This is a genomic window from Sphingomonas sp. NIBR02145 (assembly GCF_027359115.1).
GTDB classification, from domain to species: domain Bacteria; phylum Pseudomonadota; class Alphaproteobacteria; order Sphingomonadales; family Sphingomonadaceae; genus Sphingomonas; species Sphingomonas kyeonggiensis_A.
Window position 1 is genome coordinate 4,569,413 of the sequence record NZ_CP114791.1, and the last position, 17,069, is coordinate 4,586,481.

Below are 17,069 nucleotides of genomic sequence, written 5' to 3' on the forward strand. Positions count from 1 at the left end.
CGAATTGCCGATAGCGCGAGGCCATGGAGCATCGCAAACCTTACTTCTTCGTCGGCATCGGTGGATCGGGGATGATGCCGCTGGCGATGATCCTGGCCGGGCAGGGCGCCAGCGTGGCAGGATCGGACCGCAGCCTCGATTCGGGGCGGCTGCCGGCCAAGTTCGATTTCCTGAAGGCCAGCGGGATCGGCGTGTTCCCGCAGGACGGGAGCGGGATCAGCTCAAGCGAGCAGATCGTCGTCGCCTCCGCCGCGATCGAGGAGACCGTGCCCGATGCCCGCCGCGCCGCCGAGCTGGGCAATCCGCGGATGACGCGGGCCGAGCTCAACGCCGCGCTGTTCAACGGCTCGCCGGCGTCGGTCGGCGTGGCAGGCACCAGCGGCAAGTCGACCGTCACCGGTATGATCGGCTGGATCCTCCATGCGCTGGGCCGCGATCCCACGGTGATGAACGGTGCGGTGATGAAGAATTTCGTCACCCCCGATGCGCCCTTTGCCAGCGCGCTGGTCGGCAGCGGCGCCGCCTATGTGAGCGAAGTCGACGAGAGCGACGGATCGATCGCGCTCTATCGCCCGCATGTCGCGGTACTCAACAATGTCAGCCTCGATCACCTCCCGATGGAGAAGCTGATCGAGCTGTTCGGCGCGTTCATCGCCCGATCGGGCAAGGCAGTGATCAATCTCGACAATGGCGAGGGCGCGCTGCTGGCGGCGACGATGCCGCGTGACCGGCTGGTGACCTTCGCGATCGGCTCGGCTGCGGACCTGACGGCGATCAACCTGCGCGAGCAGCGCTATGGCATCGCGTTCGAGCTGGCGCGCGAGGGCGAGCCCTCGATCCCGGTGACGCTGCAAGTGCCGGGCAAGCACAATGTCTCGAATGCGCTGGCGGCGATCAGCGCGGCGCTGGCGGCGGGGATCGCGCTTGAGGATGCGGCGCAGGCGATCCAGGGATTCCAGGGGCTCAAGCGCCGCTTCGAACTCGTCGGCGAGGCGAACGAGATCGCGGTGATCGACGATTTCGGGCACAACCCGGACAAGATCGCCGCGACGCTGGACACGCTCCACACCTTTGAAGGGCGGTTGCTGCTGCTGTTCCAGCCGCATGGCTATGGCCCGCTCCGGGTAATGCGGCGCGAGTTGGTGGCGATGTTCGCCGAGAAGCTGGGCGCCGAGGACGTGCTGGTAATGCCCGACCCGGTCTATCAGGGCGGCACGACCAATCGCGAAGTGACCAGCGCGGACATCATCGCCGATGTCGCGGCTACGGGGCGCAACGCGGTGCACATTCCTGACCGGGCGGCGGCAGCGGCGCATCTGGTGGCGATCGCACGACCGGGGGACCGGATCGTGGTGATGGGCGCGCGCGACGACACGCTCAGCCAGCTGGCAGCCGAAATGCTCGGGCGGCTCACACATTAAAAATAGGCAATAATTCTCCGTATATTCAGAAAGTTGTAGACTTTGTGTGCGCTGCAATGTCACCTTCCCCTCAGATTCCGGGGAGGCGGCATATGCGGTTGCTGCAGCCAGTCTTTTGCGTGTTCGGCAAACACCATCGCAGCCGTGGGCGCGCATGGAATGACGGCTCGACCTTTCGATCCTGGTGCGAGGGCTGCGGCAAGCCGATGATCCGCGACATGCGGGGCTGGAGCGTTGATCCCGACCCTCCCGTTGGAAAACAGCATTAGCAGTTAGTCGTGGATGCTTTCCGATATGGAAAGTCCCATTGACATGCCTGTCATTTGTTGAGTAAAGCGTCCTTGACTAATTCGAAAGGACGCTTGACATGAAGACAAGTACGGTTGCCGGCCGCCGCTATCTGAAGCGGTTCGTTCCGACGATGATCGCCTATGTCGTCGTGCTGTTCGCCTGCGTCTGGGCGCTCAAGGAATTGCATCCGACCGGCGTGGCGCTGGTCACCCTCTCGGTTCTGCCGGCGCTCCCCGTCATCGGCGTGATCGTCGTGATGGGGCTCTATCTTCTCGAGGAAACCGACGAGTTCCAGCGCCAGCGCATCGCCGCCTGCATGTTGTTCGGCACCGGCGTGCTGCTGGCCGCGGTCACCATATATGGCTTCCTCACCAATGGCGGCGCGGTTCAGCCCGATCCGGATATCGCGATCTGGGGCTTCCCGCTCTGGTGCGGTTCCTGGGGGATCGCGCAGTGCGTGATGACCTGGCGCGACCGGTTGGCGGGAGGCGGCGAATGATCAATCGCCTCCGCGTGCTGCGCGCCGAGCGGGCGTGGAGCCAACAGGACCTGGCCGAGCGGCTCGAGGTCTCCCGCCAGAGTGTCAATGCGATCGAGACCGGCCGCTACGACCCCTCGCTCCCGCTCGCCTTCAAGATCGCCGACCTGTTCGGCCTGACCATCGAAGAGATCTTCACCAATCCCAACCGCAAGGACTGACCATGATCCGTCGCATTGCCTTCGCCCTGCTCGCAACCGCCAGCATCCCGATGATCCTGCACGCTCCCGCTGCGCATGCCGTGGCCGCCCCGGCCAGCCTGATCCAGATGGATCACATTTCGGTGCAGGTGATCGGCAAGGGCAGCCCGGTGATCCTGATCCCTGGCCTCTCCAGCCCGCGTGCGGTGTGGGACGGCGTGGCGCCCGAGCTGGCGAAGACCCACACCGTCTATCTCGTCCAGGTCAACGGCTTTGGCGGCGATGCGCCGGGGGGCAATCTGGGGCAGGCCATCCTGCCGGGGATGGTCGCCGATCTGCACAGGCTGGTCACGGAGCAGAGGATCGCCGGTGCCGCGGTGGTCGGCCATTCGATGGGCGGGCTGCTCGCGCTGATGCTCACCCAGGCGCATCCTGGCGATGTCGGCAGGGCGCTGATCGTCGATGCGCTGCCCTTTGTCGGTTCGGCCTTCGTGCCGGGCTCGACGGTGGCGACAGTGAAGCCCCAGGCCGAGGCGATGCGCGTCCAGATGGCGGGGCTCTACGGCAAGCCGCTGCCCGAGGCGGTGGGGCAGGCGATCGCGCGCCAGAACGCGCTCAAGCCGGCCTCGCAGGCGCAGGTCGCCGCCTGGATGGCGAAGGCGGACATGCGCGTCTCGGGCCAGGCGCTGTTCGAGGACATGCAGGTCGACCTGCGCCCGCAGCTCAAGGACATCGCCACGCCGGTCACGGTGATCGTTCCCTGGTCGCCGGAACGTGGCGGCGAGACGGTGACGCTCGATTTCTACAAGCGCGAATATGCCGGCACGGCGAAGCTCGCGCTCACCGGGGTCGGCGACAGCGGGCACTTCGTCATGCTCGACCAGCCCGATGCGTTCCGCGCGGCGCTGACTGCGTGGCTGGCGGGCTGAGCCGATAAAGAAGGGCCCGGGAAGCATGCCCGGGCCCAGTTCTGCTCACATCTGTTATCTGGGGATCAATAGGTCCCGGGGAAGCTCCGGTTCAGGTTCCGGTCGCGATTCCAGTCCTGATCGTCGCGCCCGCCGAACAGCGCGCCGGAGCGTTCCTCGTCCTTCCACGCCGCATGCGCCTCGTCCGCGGTCTTGCGCAGCGTTACCTTGTCATCGACCGACTGGATCCAGCGCGACGGGATCGAGTGGTGATGGCCGCCGGCATCGCTGTCGTTCCTGGTCAGGACGATGCGGTCGCCGCGGATCTTGTCGACCGTGCCGACATGCGCGCCATCCGACCCGACGATTTCCATATGCTCGCTTACCCGGCGCAGGCCATCGCGCTGACCCTGGCGGTCGGTCCGCCAGCTGTTGAATTCGTTTTCGAAGCGCTGGGCGTTCTCGCGGCGATATTCGTCATAGTCATTGTCGAGCTCGGCGATGCGCTGGCGGCGCCAGCCCGAATAATGGTCGTCAGGCCCCTGCGCCCAGCGCTCTTCGCGCCCCTGGCGAGCGTCGTAGCGCATATCGGCTTCGCGGCGACGTTCCGCCTCGCGATCGCCGAACCAGGAACGGACCTCGTCACCGGCGCGGTCGAAAAAGCCGCGATCGGAATCATAGCCCGCGCGGTACTCGCGATCTTCGCCGTAGCCGCGCGGCGTATCCCAGTTGCCACTATCGGTGCGATAGTCACGGCCGCCGCGATCCCAGTCGTTGCCATAGCCGCCGCCATAGCCGTGGTTGCCGCGATAGCCGCGTCCCTTGCCGAACGCGCCAGCCGCCGCATATTCGCGGGCGCTCGAATAATGCTCACCTCCGGCGCGTCGGGCGCCGCTCACCTGATACTGGTCCTCGGGGCCGAAATACCGGGGATCGCCGTAACGGTCGTTCATCGAATCCTCTCCACTGCAGGTTGGGCTGAGTTGGTGCGGATTCAGCGGACGAGCGGGTATGATGGTTCCGGAAAAAGCCAGCTTATTCAGTGCTGTTCGCCGCACTGGCGAAGCGTTTTGCCGCGCGCGTTGCAAGCCGGTTGCATTGGGGAAAAAGCGCCGCTAATGCAGCGCCTCTCCGGGTTCCCCGGAGACAGGCGGCGGGGCTGTAGCTCAGATGGGAGAGCGCTGCAATCGCACTGCAGAGGTCAGGGGTTCGATTCCCCTCAGCTCCACCAGCCGCCCATATTTCCCAACAGCATAGCCAGCGCCAACCGCCGAGCACTGTCGTGTCGCGGATTTCTCCGAATCAGAAGAAGGGCGCGAGCAGCACCATCACGGCCGCCACCGGCACCACGGCGCGCGCAGCCGCCGGGCGATAGGTGAGGCCGAGGAGGATGATCGCGCTGGCCAGCGGGATCACCCCGAACCAGAGCACCAGCGCCTGGCCGCCATCATGCGCGAAGATCGCAAGCAGCAGCGACAATGCGACTAGCCCCCAGCCATAGCGAGCCGGGTGCCGCAGCGTGGTCAGCTTCGCCTGCAGGCCGAGCAGCGGATCGGCGTGGCGCGACATGCCGGCGGCGAGCGCGAACATGCCGAGATAGAGCAGGCCGGTGATGGCGAGGATCATGCCGTGCGCCTCCGCCGCTGGGGCCGCTGCTTCGGCCCGCGGCTCTGCTGCACCGCCAGCCAGGCGAGCGCGGCGCCAGTGGCCAGCAGCACGGCCGACATGACGCTGGCCGAAAGGCCGAGGATCGCGGCGAGCATGCAGGCCAGCGCAGTGATGCCGGTGAGCAGCGGCCAGGACCAGCGCGGCTTGAGTGCGGCGCCGACCACCAGCGCGGCGGCGGCGGTGTAGAGCGCGATCGAGACCTCGAGCTCCGCCCGGCCTTCGATGCCGAGCGGCAACAGGCGGTTGGCGAGGAGATAGGCGGCGCAGCCCAGTGGTACGCCGGCCAGAACCCCGGCGTTGAGGCGCTCGACGATGCGATTGCCGATCGAGAGCGGCGCACGCTCGCGGCGCTTGACGATCCACAGCACCATGCCGGTGGCGATTGCGAGGGTGAGCATCGCGCCGCCGAGGAAATAGAGCCAGCGGGTGAAGATCGGCGCGAAGCGGGCCATGTGCAGGCCGTAGACGACATTGTAAGTTTGGACCGCTGCCCGGTTCTCGCGCCACTTGCGGAGCGGCTGGCCGGTTACGCCGTCGAAGCTCATCTCGGCCATGTTGAAGCCGAGCTGGTCGGCATCCGAGCGGAACACACTGACCACTGCGCCCTTGTCGCCCGGATTGAGTACATAGACACGGCCGATCGTGCCGCCGAGCTGGCGCTGGGCCTCGCGCAGCATCGGTGCGATCGGGGCGAGCGGCGCCGGCACATTGGCGCGCGCGCGCTCGGCGATGCCCGGCGAGAGGTCGTGGTACACGGCCTCCAGGTCGTTGCCATAGGTCGCGGTGATCGCCCAAGGCATGTTGAGCGAGGCCAGGGTCACGATCCCGGTGAAGGTGATCATCAGGTGGAAGGGCGTGGCGAGCACGCCCAGCGCGTTGTGCCCGTCGAGCCAGGAGCGCTGGCCCTTGGCCGGGCGGAAGGTGAAATAGTCCTTGAAGATGCGCCGGTGCGCGATGATCCCGGTGATCAGCGCGACCAGCATCACCATGGCCGCGATCGATGCGAGCAACCGTCCCCAGGGATAGGGCAGCTCCAGCTCGAAATGCAGGCGGTAGAAGAATTCGCCGCCCAGCGTCTCGCGCGGAGCGGGCGCGCCGGTCACCGGATCGAGCGCGCGATAGAGATATTTGCCGCCGGTATCATAGGTCGCCTCCACCGTGTTCATCCGGTCGCTGGGCACGGTGAAGAACCAGGCGTTGGAATCCTTCGCGTTCGCGGTGAGCCAGGTCGCGGCGGCCTGGATCGCGTCGGCCGGGTCGGCCTTGGCGCTGGTCTCGGGGCGCATCCACTGGCCGATCTCGGGCTTGAACACGCTGAGCGTGCCGGCGAGGCACATGACGAACAACACCCAGCCGAGCAGCAGCCCGACCCAGCCGTGCAGCCAGGCCATGACCTGGCGAACGCCCTCGCGTACTGCCGCGCTCACGCCGGGGCTCCCGTCGCCCAGACGATCGCGGCAAGGGCCGCGCCGACCAGGACGATACCGGCCCAGGCGCGCCAGGGACCGCGAGCCAGGAATGCCCAGATCGTCACCGCCGGCCCGATCAGCAGGGCGATCAGGGTGGCGGGGATGATCGCCTCGACCCTGGGCATCGGCAGCACGCGTGCAAGCGCCGCGGCGGCGAGCGCGGCGACGGCATAGGCGCCGATCGTCCCCGCCACCACGCGCGCGGCGACATTGGCGCGATAGCGCCAGCCCTGTCTTTGTTGTGCTGCCCCTGCCACGCGCCCGGTCTTAATAGTTGAAGCTGAGCGCGACACTGACGTTGCGCGGTGCCGCATAATAGGCCTGGCCCCACATCAGGCTGCCGAGATATTTCTCGTTGCCGACATTGCGCACGTTCACGCTGGCGCGGACCTTGTCGACCAGGCGGACGCTGGCCATCAGGTCAACCACCGCATAGCTGGGCTGGCGCAGGATCACGTCGCCGGTGACGATGCCATAAGCCTGGACGCCGCTATCGGCATAGGTGATGTCGCCCTGCCAGCGGAACTGCGCGCCGAGCTTGAGGTCGTTGAGCTGGGGCACCGTATAGGTGGTGGCGAGCTTGAGCGTCCTGCGCGGCAGGAAGGTCCGCGCCGGGTTGCCCGCCTCGTCCTCGATCTTGAGGCCGGTATAGCCGCCGCTGATCGACCAGTTGTCGGTCACCTTGCCGGCGAGTTCGATCTCGAAGCCCTTCGAGGTGGTATCGACACCGGTATAGTAGCTGTCGCCCGTGCGGCAGGGATCGGTGGCGGCGCAGGTTCCGGCAAAAGCCGCCAGCCCCTTCTGCTTGGCGCGGAACAGCGAGGCGGTGGCGTAGAGCTTGCCGCCGAACCACTCGCTCTTGATGCCGCCTTCCAGGCTGCTGCCCGCCGCCGGATCGAGCCGCTGGCCGCTGATCAGGATCTCGCTCTGCGGATTGAAGATGTCGGTATAGCTCGCATAGAGCGAGAGGTTCGGGGTCAGATCGAACAGCGCGCCGACATAGGGGCTGACCTTGCTGTTCTTGCGCGACTGATCGGTGCCGTAGGAATCGCCGAGCGACTCCAGCCACATCGCGCTGACGCCGACCACGGCCTTGAGCTGGTCGGAAAGGTTGAGATGTGCGGCGCCATAGGCGCGCTTCAGTCGGTCCGAATAATCGGCGGCGAGATATTCGCCCGGATAGCTCGGTTCGGCGATATCGACCTGGCCGAGGCTGAGCACCGGCGGATAGTCGATCGCGTCGAGCGAGAAATTCTCCCATTCGTGCACATCGGTGCGGCCGCTCGACACGCCGAACGCCAGCTGATGCTCGCGGCCGAACAGCTTGACCGGGCCCGAGACGTAGAAATCGCCGAGATACTGGTCGTAGACCGACGGGTAGATGCCGGCCATGCCGCCCAGGCCAAGCCCGGTAGCCTTGTCTGGATTGCCATAGGCGTAGAGCAGCTTCGCTTCGTAGCTGAGCCGACGATAGGTGGCGATCGTCTTGGCCGACCAGCCGCCGCCAATGTCATAGGCCAGCTCGGCGAAGGCCGTCTGGTCGAGCGTGTTCCAATAGGTCCAGTCGGCTGCGGTCGAGGCCGAGCGCGCATAGGGAATGCGGGTGCCGTCGGTATAGCTGAGCGGGAGCGAGCCCCACATCACGCCCGAGGCATCATTGTCCTGGCGGCTGTAACCGGCGGTGAAGGTCAGGCCGTCGAGGAGCTTCGCTTCGATCGTCGCGCCGAACACGTCGCGGTTGACCCGGTTATAGGCCAGGTAGCTGTCGCCTTCCTGGTGCGCATAGACCAGGCGGACGCCGATCGCGTCGTTGAGCGGTACGGAGACATCGCCCTCGGCGCGCCGGCTGTTCCAGCTGCCATAGCGGATGCTGGCACTGGCCTTGAGTTCGTCGAGCGGGCGCTTGCGGACATAGTTGATCGTGGCCGACGGATTGCCGATGCCGGTCATGATCGCATTGGCGCCGCGGATCGCTTCGACCCTGTCGAACAGCGCGGTGTCGAGGTCGCCGAACTGGATGCCGGCGACCAGAGGCATGCCGATGCCGTCGAACTGGAAATTGGTGATGTCGAAGCCGCGCGCGTTGAAATAGGTGCGGTCGGTCTCGACCCGCTCGACATTGATGCCGACGGTCTGGGTGAGCAGGTCGTTGACGTTGTTGAGAGCGAAATCGTCGATGCGGGTGCGATCGATGATCGTGATCGACTGCGGGGTTTCCTTCGGCGTGAGCGACAGGCCGGTGGCGGAGGGGGTCTTCTGCTCGACCGTGCCAGTGACGACGATCTCGTCGCGCGCCTTGTCCTGGTCGTCCTCCCCGTCGGGACCATGGGCCCAGGCGGCCGAAGGCAGGAGCATGGCGCTGGCGAGCAATGCGCCACGGAAAAGGCTGTTCATCCCGGTTCCCCAGAAGCGGATCGTTCGGGGGCTCGTTAGGGAAGGCTATATTGCGAGTCAATCGCATTAGCGAAAGCGCGGGTGGTGCGCGCAAAAAGGGGGAGCGGCATGCCGCTCCCCCAGCGATTACCCCTCGAGAGGGCAATCAGAAGTCGACCTTGGCGCCGATCCGGAAATAGCGACCAAGGGCATTCGGCCCGGCCCAGGCCGGATTGTAGCCGTAGAGGCCATAGGCCGCGGTCGGATCGAACGGCGGCTTCGTGTTGAGCAGGTTGAGCACGTTCAGATAGATCGAGAACTGGTCGCTGATCTTCTGCGATGCCGTCATATCGACGTTCCAGACCGCCTTGGAACGGCAGGCATAGGGCGAGCCGTCGGTATAGGCTTTGGAACCGGTGGCGATCGCGCTGGCGCAATCGCCCGGCTTGCCGCCGAAGTCGACGCGGGCGACGTCGTAGCCGGACGTGTAATAGGCGGTCACCGACACGAGGGTGCTGCCCAGGTCCAGCGTGTTCTGCCAACTGGCGCGCCAGCGCGGCGAACCCGAGCAGGAGGTGGTGTTACACGGGCTCAGCGTGCCCTCATATTCCTGCGCCTTGCCCGGCTTGCCCGTGATCGGATCGACCGGGGTCAGATGGTTCTTGTTGAGATACGAGGCTTCGAACGAACTAATCAGCTTGACGCCGTCCGCGACCTTGAAGTTCGCGTTTACGCCCAGGTCGATGCCCTCGACCAGCTGCTGGTTGGCGTTGGCGTAGGAGGTCTCGATGAAGCCGATATGCGGCAGCGCGTTCGGGAATTGCTGGTCGCGCAGCGCCGGGCGGACGACGAAGCCCGGAATGTTCACGACGCCGTTGTTCGCATAATATTGCTCCACGGCGGGCCCGGAGTCCGTCACGCCGACGATCAGGTCGCGCACCTTGATTCGCCAGAAATCGACGGTGAAGCTGACGTTGCGGATCGGCTCGAAGATAAAGCCGGCAGTGATGCTTTCGGACCGTTCCGGCTTCAGGTTCGGATTGCCCTTGTTGACCAGGCCGATCGAGAAGGACGTATTCGCATAGTTGTTGTTGCCATGCGCCGCGCAGAACGCGGGCTGACTGTCGCAGAAGCCTTCGCCGCCGATGGTTACATAGCCGGTGGTCGGCAGGCCGAACGCTTCGTTGAAGCTCGGGATGCGGAAACCCTTTGACCAGGTGCCACGCACCGCCACCTGCGGGATCGGCGTGAACTTGGCGCCAACCTTGGGCGAGAAGTTCTTCTGGCCGGTCGAGTAGGAGTCGTAGCGGCCCGACAGGTTCATCTCGAACTGCTTGATGATCGGCGCATCGATTTCGCCGAATGCCGAGAAGACGTTGCGATTGCCCGCGGTGCCTACTGCGTTGATGCCATAGTAGCGATCATAGGGATGGGCATCGTTCTGCGGATTGGCGCTGGGCGCGTCGATCGACTCGTGGCGATAGGCGACGCCACCTGCCACCTGGAGATCGCCGCCCGGCAGGGTGAAGAGCTTGTGCGTGACGTTGGCGGTTGCCTGCCACAGGTTGGACTCCGAGATCGTGGTCTGGCTCGGCATGATATAGTCCCAGACGTCCTGGGGCGTTGCCTTCGGGTTGCTGAAGTTGAACGTGCCCCGTGCGACGACATCCATGAGCCGCTGCGGGATCATGTAGTTGCCCTGCACGCGGCGCAGCCGGACGTTCGACGCGGTGAAGTCGGCCGAATAGTTCCAGCCCTCGGCGATGTCTCCCGAAAGGCCGATGGTGCCGCGCAACGCACGCGATTTCGGCTCGTCGGTTACTGGGCTGTCCGGCGTGAAGAACAGCTGGGCGGTCTGCCCCGCGGCCGCATAGGGGTTGTAGGGGTTGAGCGTCCCGTTGGTGGCGTTGCAGCCCGTGCCGACGCCGTTCAGGGTGCCCACGCCCGTCGGGCAGACATAGACCGGCGCGATAAGCTCATACACGCCCGCATCACCGGTCGGCGGGGTCGGCTGGCCGACGAAGGCGTAGGGCGCGGCCGAAGCGAAGCTGCTCGTCTGGTAGAAATTGGCCTGGGCATAGAGCCGATGATGCTCACCGATATTGGCGGTGAAGCGGGCCGATGCGCCGATGCGCTCGATTTCCGGCTGCAGCATCCGGTAGGCCGCGACGTTGTTGACTTCACAGACACGGCCATCGGCAGGTGCAAGCGTCGATGCGGCGATCTGCGCCGCGGTCAGCTGGATCGGCGAGAAGCGTCCGCAGCCCAGCGCGGGGTTGAGCTGGGTTACGCGTCCGGTGCCGGCATCCGAGCCGGGCGTGGTGACCGGGCGGGTATAGGTGATGCCGGGAGCCTCGAAGAATGTCCGCGCCCTGCCATTGGCGCTGACGCCGTTGAGGTTTCGGTTCTGCAGGCAGATGCCGTCCGCCTTGCAGATCTTGCTCCAGTCGGCGGTGTTGAACGGATAGCCAAGGTCGCGCGCCCAGAGCGGATCCTGCTTCTGGTATTCTCCACTGACGTAGAAGTTGAAGCCCTGTTCGTTCAGGTCGCCGAAGCCCCAGGTCGCATCGAAGCGGCGCTCCCCGGCATCGCCGCGCTGGGAAATGCCGGCGGATGCGTTGAGATGAAGGCCGGTAACCTGCTTCTTGGTGATCACGTTGATCACGCCGGCGACCGCGTCGGCACCATAAGTGGAGGAGGCACCGTCGCGCAGGACTTCGATGCGCTCGACGATCGCGTTGGGGATGGTGTTCAGGTCGACGAAGTTGCGCTGGCCGTCATCGGCGAGCGGATAGGGAGCCATGCGCAGGCCGTCGAAGATGGTGAGCGTGGCCTGCACGGTCAGGCCGCGCAGCGAGATCGCCGTGGCGCCGGAGGCGAAGTTGTTGCCATTGTTCCAGCCCGCGGTGATCGTGCCGGCGTTGCCGGCCGAGACACGCTGCAAGGCCTCCGAAACGGTGTTCAGACCGCGCTCCTCCAGCGTCTGGGCCGAAAGCACGGTGACCGGCGACGGCGTTTCGGCATTGGCGCGGCGGAAGAGCGAGCCGGTGACGACGATCGCTTCGCCGGTTTCTTCCTGTGCGACGGGCGCCGCGGGTACCGTGGTGCTGTCCTGCGCTGCCGGCGCGGCGGCTTCCTGCGCATGGGCCGGCATGGCGATCAGCATCGCGCCGCAAAGCGCCGTCGAGCCCCGCAGGAAGCGGGTCATGGTCTTGGTTCGGTTTATCATTGCTTGCCCTTTTGTTGGTGGGCCGCGGCGGTGCCCGTGCTCGGGTCACTCGGTGGCGGGCCACTCCCTCTTTCGCTCGCGCGGCGGGCTGCATCGCGCTCGGTCAATTCCGTTGAGAACCCCTGCCGACCCGATCGTCCAGGCATTTGCCTGCAGCCTGCCCCGCTGCGCCGCCTCCGGATTGGAGAACAGGCACGCGGGCGACGCTGCGGGGCGAGGCGCGCCGGATCGCGCCATAAGCGTCCGAGTCGGAGCGTTTTGCGATGAAATCCGACCGCCGGGGCGGGGCAGGTCGAGAGCATGTAAGCGGTACCATGCGATTTCGGCGCGCGGCGCACTCATTCTGGCGCAGGGCGAATTGCATAGCGGTACAGTAGGAATACGCTGGCGACTCGTTGAGCGTGCTTTCCCCTTATCAAGGGAGATACCGAATGCCCGAGAATGGCCTCTTCGATTCGTCGCTTCCGACCCTGACGATCTATGATCGTGCCGACCGACCCGCGCGTGGCCTGCTTGCCCATGCCGGGCAGATCATCGAGCTTGGCGCCGGTGGTGGCGGGCGCAACCTGTGGGCGGCGCGCCTCGACGAGGCGGTGCGGCTTACCGAGCGCCCCGTGATTTTGGTCGCACATGGCATTGGCTGTTTCGCGGTGACCTGGTGGGCGCGGCTGTCGCCGGCTTCCTATGTCGAGAAGGTGGCGGGCGCCGTGTTCGTCCGGCCGCTTGGATCGGCGGTGACGGCATCGCCGGACCAGCTGTTCGCCGGTCCCAGGCTGCGTATCGCCTTTCCCTCGATCCTGGCCGACACCGGGGCGGACGCCGCGGCGCTGGCGCGGGACTGGGGCAGTCGCTTCCTCGATTCCTCGCCGGTGCGCTCGATCAGCGATCTGCTGGCTTCGCTGCGCGGGGAGCCGGGCGAGGAGCCCGGCACGGAGCATCGACTGCTCAGCCTGGCGGGCTGAACACAAAACGCTGGATTTCGGCAGGCGCGTGCCGTAGGGGCCGCGCTGTGCTGCTTCACGCAGCAACTCGCTATTTGGGGAGTAGCCAGCCGCGCAAATCGCGCGGGCTCCCGCGTCAACATACTTGGTCGAGAGGCCATGGCGCGGGAGGGACGGGAGCACCGTTCGGGCGAGACCAATGGCGTCGCATCTCCGCTCCAGCCGGGCGGGGAGGTGCGATGTCGTTGGATTTCGTCTCCGTCCGGCCCGGAGTATTCCCTTGTTCGAAGCCCTGTTCAGCTCCACTGCGCTCGTCGCGCTCGCCGAGATCGGCGACAAGACCCAGCTGCTCGCCATCCTGCTCGCCACGCGCTTCAAGAAGCCGGTGCCGATCATCCTCGGCATCCTGGCGGCGACGCTGGCCAACCACTTCCTCGCCGCGCTGGTCGGCTCCGAAGCGGCGCAGCTGCTGCAGGGCACCTGGTTCCGCTACCTGATCGCCGCGTCGTTCATCGCCATGGGCCTGTGGACGCTGATCCCCGACAAGATCGACGACCTGGAGGACAAGCCGGCGCGGTTCGGCGCATTCCTGACGACTGCGATCGCCTTCTTCGTGGTCGAGATGGGCGACAAGACCCAGCTGGCGACCGTGGCGCTGGGCGCGCGCTTCCACAATGTCTGGGCGGTCACGGCGGGTACCACGCTGGGCATGATGCTGGCCAATGTCCCGGCGGTGTTCCTGGGCAATGCGCTGCTGCAGCGGGTGCCGCTCAGGCTGGTCCACGGCATTGCCGCAGTGCTGTTCCTCGCCGCCGGCATCTGGATGCTCGGCGAGACGGCGGGCTGGTTCTAGGGCTCCAACACCGCGGGTGCGCCGACTCGCGAAAGTACACAAAGTACAGGCCAAGAGTGGGTTTTGCGGGCCACTATTTTCCCCATTTCCTCGGTAACCGGCCGCCTCTCGCAACATTGTTGCGTGTGCGTGATCCTATTTTTACCGGGGTCAAAGAGCGGCCTGCCATGGGCTGGCCGCTCGATCGCAGCAGGCGAAATCCTACATTGCAAGGATGTCGTGCGCGTTCCCCGGCCTTCGCCGGGGAACCGAAAGCGGCATCCGCAGCAGCCTAGGCGCCCATCTCCGCAGTGAAGGTCACGCGCAGTGCCTCGGACAGGCTGCGCGCGCCGAGCTTCTGCATCAGGTTCGCGCGGTGGACTTCCACCGTGCGCGGCGAGATGCCGAGATCATAGGCGATGGTCTTGTTCGGGAAGCCGGCGGCGAGCCCGTCGAGCACTTCGCGCTCGCGCGCCGAAAGGCTGGCGAGCTGGGTGCGCGCGGCATCGGTGCGGGTGGCGCTGTTCGCTTCGTTGGCACGCTCGAACCCGTTCTCGATCGCCGAGAGCAGCTGATCGGCCTCGAACGGCTTCTCGAGGAAATCGAAGGCGCCGTTGCGCATCGCCTTCACCGCGATCGTCACGTCGCCATGCCCGGTAAGCACGATAACGGGCATGGTCACGCCGCGCTCGTTGAGCTGGTGCTGCACCTGCAGCCCGTCCATCTCCGGCATGCGTATGTCGAGCAGGATGCAGCCGGGCTCGACATTGCGCAGCTCGCGCAGAAAGGCGACGCCGGAAGGCCAGGTGCGCACGGAATAGCCCGTCGTCTGCAGCATGAACCCGATCGAGTTCCTGACGCTGTCCTCGTCGTCGATGATGTGTACCAGCCGGCGGTCATTCATTCGGACTGCTCCGTTTCCATGCGGATAAGCGTGAAGTGGAATGCAGTGCCGCCGCCGGGGCAGGCCTCCATCCAGATCTTTCCGCCATTGGCCTCTACGATGGTGCGGCAGATGGAGAGGCCAAGCCCCATTCCGCCGTCCTTGCTGCTGTTGAAGGCGCGGAAGAGATTCTCCGCGATATCGGGGGCGATGCCTGTGCCGGTGTCGGCCACGGTGACGCGGACATAGCCGTTCGGCTCGGCCCTGCTCGATATGGTGAGGCGCCGGATCGGCGATGCGGACATCGCATCCACGGCATTGCGCATCAGGTTGATCAGCACCTGCTGCGTCTGGATCTTGTCGACCAGCACGACCGAGCTGGCGGGATCGATTTCGAAGAAGGAGTCGACGCCGCGTTCGCGTGCGCCGATCAGCGCGAGCTTGGCGGCCTCCTCGACCAGCGCATCGAGGTCCTCGACGCTCTTCTCGCTGTCGCCGCGTGCCACGAATTCGCGCAGGCGCCGGACGATCCCGCCTGCGCGCATCGCTTCGTTGGTCGCTTCGTCCAGCGCGTGCTGGATCACCGACAGGTCAGGGCTCTCGTTGCCGCGCATCAGATTGCCGGCGCCACGGACATAGTTGACCACTGCGGTGATCGGCTGGTTGAGCTCGTGCGCCAGAGTGGAAGCCATGGTGCCCATCGCGCTGACACGCGCGGCATGGACCAGTTCGCCGCGCAGCTGCTCGATCCGGTCCTCGGCCTTCTGCTTCTCGGTCAGATCGCGGATGAATCCGGTGAACACCCGGTCGCCATCGGTGATCGCTTCACCGACCGAGAGCTCCATCGGAAAGGTCGAGCCGTCACGCCGCTGGCCGATCACGGTGCGGCCGCGGCCGATCACGCGGCGCTCGCCGGTCGTCAGATAGCGGGCGATATAGTCGTCATGCCGCTCGCGATCGGGGTTGGGCATCAGCCGGTTGATGTTGGTGCCGACGACTTCGGCCTCGCTGAAGCCGAACAGCCGCTCGGCCGCCGCGCTGAAGGACAGGATGTGCGCGCGATCGTCGATCACGATCATCGCGTCGGGCACGGTGGCGAGCACCGAGCGGAACTGATTGACGCTCGCCTTGAGCTGGCGCTCGGTTTCCTGCTGCGAATCCGTCGGCGGACGCGTCGTGCCGCGGCCGGTCCGGAACCAGCTGACGAAAAGAAGCAGGAGCCCGGACGCGAGCAGGAACAGCAGGAGATCGGGGAAATCTCCTTGCGCGGGGCGAACGAGGTTCTCCGCGACCAGCGACAACAGCACCGCCAGCAGGCCGGGGAGGAGCCCGCACAGGATCGCTGCGACGAGTATCGGCAGGAGGAAGATCAGATAATAGGGCCGGTCATCGGTCCAGGGATCGATCAGGGCGCGAAGCCCGCATGCGATTGTCACCGCCAGCAAGGTTATACCGTACCGGTCCAGTCCTCGATGGAGCGCCCCAGCTCTCATCTCAGGCTCCGATGACCGCCGATCTCCACCTATATTGATCGCGTGCATCGGCTACTTGCGGAGCAAGCGCGCGATACGTTCGACAATTGGCGAGTCGGCCAGAGTTAACCATTACATCCGCCTAATACTGCCCGCCGATAAGTTCACACCCGTGAAAATACAGTGGTTCAGGGGCTGGAACCGGAGCATGCGGCAAGGCATTGGCTTTTTGCGCTTTTGCTATTATGTACCGGTCATTATGGAAATCACCGCCTGCCAGCCCACCAAGGGCCGCCCCCGCGAATTCGACACCGACTCGGCGTTGACCTCGGCGCTGCGCGTCTTCTGGACCAAGGGTTATGAGGGTGCCTCGCTGAGCGATCTGACCGAGGCGATGGGGATCACCCGGCCGAGCCTGTATGCGGCGTTCGGCAACAAGGAAGCGCTCTTCAAGAAGACGCTCGACCTCTATCAGCGTGAAAAGCTCGATTATATGGGCAAGGCGCTCGACGCGCCGACCGCGCGCGGAGTGGCCGAGCGACTGCTGACCGGCGCGCTCGAGATGCAGATGAGCACCTGCGACCCCAAGGGATGCATGGGCGTGATCAATTCGGTGGCCTGCGGCACCGAAGCCGAGTCGATCCGCGCCGAGGTGCTCGCGCGCGGGGCGATCGTGAAGCAGAGCCTGATCGACCGGTTCGAGCGTGCGAAGGCCGAGGGTGACCTTCCGGCGGATACCGACGTGATCGGCCTGACCGCTTATCTGTTCGCCCTCCTGCAGGGCATCGCGCTGCAGGCGGGCAGCGGGACGTCGTGCGTCGACCTGAAGAAGCTGATCGACACCAGCCTGGCCTGCTGGCCGAGCAAATAAGCGCAAGCGGAAGAGAAGGCCGTCATCCCGGCG

The 17,069-nt window shown here is 65.6% G+C and carries 15 protein-coding genes, 1 tRNA gene and 1 riboswitch; of the genes, 8 read left to right on the top strand and 8 right to left on the bottom strand.

Going from position 1 to position 17,069, the window contains the following annotated elements; translation table 11 throughout:
• Positions 1–23: 23 nt before the first annotated feature.
• From O3305_RS20975 to O3305_RS20990, 4 genes are all read left to right on the top strand, one after another.
• A complete protein-coding gene (locus O3305_RS20975) occupies positions 24–1,421 on the top strand; it encodes a glutamate ligase domain-containing protein (RefSeq protein ID WP_269574270.1) in 1,398 nt (465 codons plus the stop codon).
• 367 nt (positions 1,422–1,788) lie between these two features.
• Positions 1,789–2,211, top strand: coding sequence for a hypothetical protein (locus O3305_RS20980; RefSeq protein ID WP_269574271.1), 423 nt, complete (start codon positions 1,789–1,791; stop codon positions 2,209–2,211).
• Positions 2,208–2,411: a helix-turn-helix transcriptional regulator gene (locus tag O3305_RS20985; RefSeq protein ID WP_269574272.1), complete on the top strand. Its 204-nt coding sequence runs from the start codon at positions 2,208–2,210 to the stop codon at positions 2,409–2,411. Before O3305_RS20980 ends, O3305_RS20985 begins: the two co-directional genes overlap by 4 nt.
• A 2-nt stretch (positions 2,412–2,413) precedes the next feature.
• Positions 2,414–3,319 carry an alpha/beta fold hydrolase gene (locus O3305_RS20990; RefSeq protein ID WP_269574273.1) on the top strand — a complete coding sequence of 302 codons (906 nt, stop codon included), beginning with the start codon at positions 2,414–2,416 and terminating at the stop codon, positions 3,317–3,319.
• Between the two features lie 65 nt (positions 3,320–3,384).
• On the opposite strand, the gene O3305_RS20995 is transcribed toward O3305_RS20990, so the two are convergent.
• Complete coding sequence (locus tag O3305_RS20995; RefSeq protein ID WP_269574274.1) at positions 3,385–4,251, bottom strand: DUF2171 domain-containing protein; 867 nt, start codon at positions 4,249–4,251, stop codon at positions 3,385–3,387.
• Positions 4,252–4,453: 202 nt separating this feature from the next.
• Between O3305_RS20995 and O3305_RS21000 the strand changes: the two genes are divergently transcribed.
• Positions 4,454–4,529: transfer RNA gene (locus O3305_RS21000), tRNA-Ala, on the top strand.
• Positions 4,530–4,600: 71 nt separating this feature from the next.
• Here the strand turns inward: O3305_RS21000 and O3305_RS21005 are convergent.
• From O3305_RS21005 to O3305_RS21025, 5 genes are all read right to left on the bottom strand, one after another.
• On the bottom strand, positions 4,601–4,924 hold the full coding sequence (locus tag O3305_RS21005) for a DUF3325 family protein (RefSeq protein ID WP_269574275.1): 324 nt from the start codon (positions 4,922–4,924) through the stop codon (positions 4,601–4,603).
• Complete coding sequence (locus O3305_RS21010) at positions 4,921–6,357, bottom strand: PepSY-associated TM helix domain-containing protein (protein ID WP_502958210.1); 1,437 nt, start codon at positions 6,355–6,357, stop codon at positions 4,921–4,923. Before O3305_RS21010 ends, O3305_RS21005 begins: the two co-directional genes overlap by 4 nt.
• A gap of 32 nt (positions 6,358–6,389) precedes the next feature.
• Positions 6,390–6,692 (bottom strand): DUF3649 domain-containing protein, encoded by a 303-nt coding sequence (locus O3305_RS21015; protein ID WP_269574277.1) that lies wholly within the window; start codon positions 6,690–6,692, stop codon positions 6,390–6,392.
• 10 nt (positions 6,693–6,702) lie between these two features.
• A complete protein-coding gene (locus O3305_RS21020; protein WP_269574278.1) occupies positions 6,703–8,829 on the bottom strand; it encodes a TonB-dependent siderophore receptor in 2,127 nt (708 codons plus the stop codon).
• A gap of 145 nt (positions 8,830–8,974) precedes the next feature.
• Positions 8,975–12,016 carry a TonB-dependent receptor domain-containing protein gene (locus O3305_RS21025; RefSeq protein WP_269574279.1) on the bottom strand — a complete coding sequence of 1,014 codons (3,042 nt, stop codon included), beginning with the start codon at positions 12,014–12,016 and terminating at the stop codon, positions 8,975–8,977.
• A gap of 452 nt (positions 12,017–12,468) precedes the next feature.
• Here O3305_RS21025 and O3305_RS21030 point away from each other — a divergent pair, with 452 nt between their 5' ends.
• Complete coding sequence (locus tag O3305_RS21030; RefSeq protein ID WP_269574280.1) at positions 12,469–12,999, top strand: alpha/beta hydrolase; 531 nt, start codon at positions 12,469–12,471, stop codon at positions 12,997–12,999.
• A gap of 63 nt (positions 13,000–13,062) precedes the next feature.
• Positions 13,063–13,247: riboswitch (yybP-ykoY riboswitch) on the top strand.
• An 11-nt stretch (positions 13,248–13,258) separates the two neighbouring features.
• On the top strand, positions 13,259–13,831 hold the full coding sequence (locus O3305_RS21035; protein WP_269574281.1) for a TMEM165/GDT1 family protein: 573 nt from the start codon (positions 13,259–13,261) through the stop codon (positions 13,829–13,831).
• A 271-nt stretch (positions 13,832–14,102) separates the two neighbouring features.
• Here O3305_RS21035 and O3305_RS21040 read toward each other — a convergent pair whose 3' ends face one another.
• Positions 14,103–14,714: a response regulator transcription factor gene (locus tag O3305_RS21040; RefSeq protein ID WP_269574282.1), complete on the bottom strand. Its 612-nt coding sequence runs from the start codon at positions 14,712–14,714 to the stop codon at positions 14,103–14,105.
• Positions 14,711–16,129, bottom strand: a complete 1,419-nt coding sequence (locus O3305_RS21045; protein WP_269574283.1) for a sensor histidine kinase — start codon at positions 16,127–16,129, stop codon at positions 14,711–14,713. Before O3305_RS21045 ends, O3305_RS21040 begins: the two co-directional genes overlap by 4 nt.
• 295 nt (positions 16,130–16,424) lie before the next feature.
• On the opposite strand from O3305_RS21045, the gene O3305_RS21050 reads away from it, so the two are divergent.
• The gene (locus O3305_RS21050; RefSeq protein ID WP_184170300.1) at positions 16,425–17,036 is read left to right on the top strand and encodes a TetR/AcrR family transcriptional regulator; all 612 of its coding nucleotides are present in this window, start codon (positions 16,425–16,427) and stop codon (positions 17,034–17,036) included.
• The last annotated feature ends 33 nt before the right edge of the window (positions 17,037–17,069 follow it).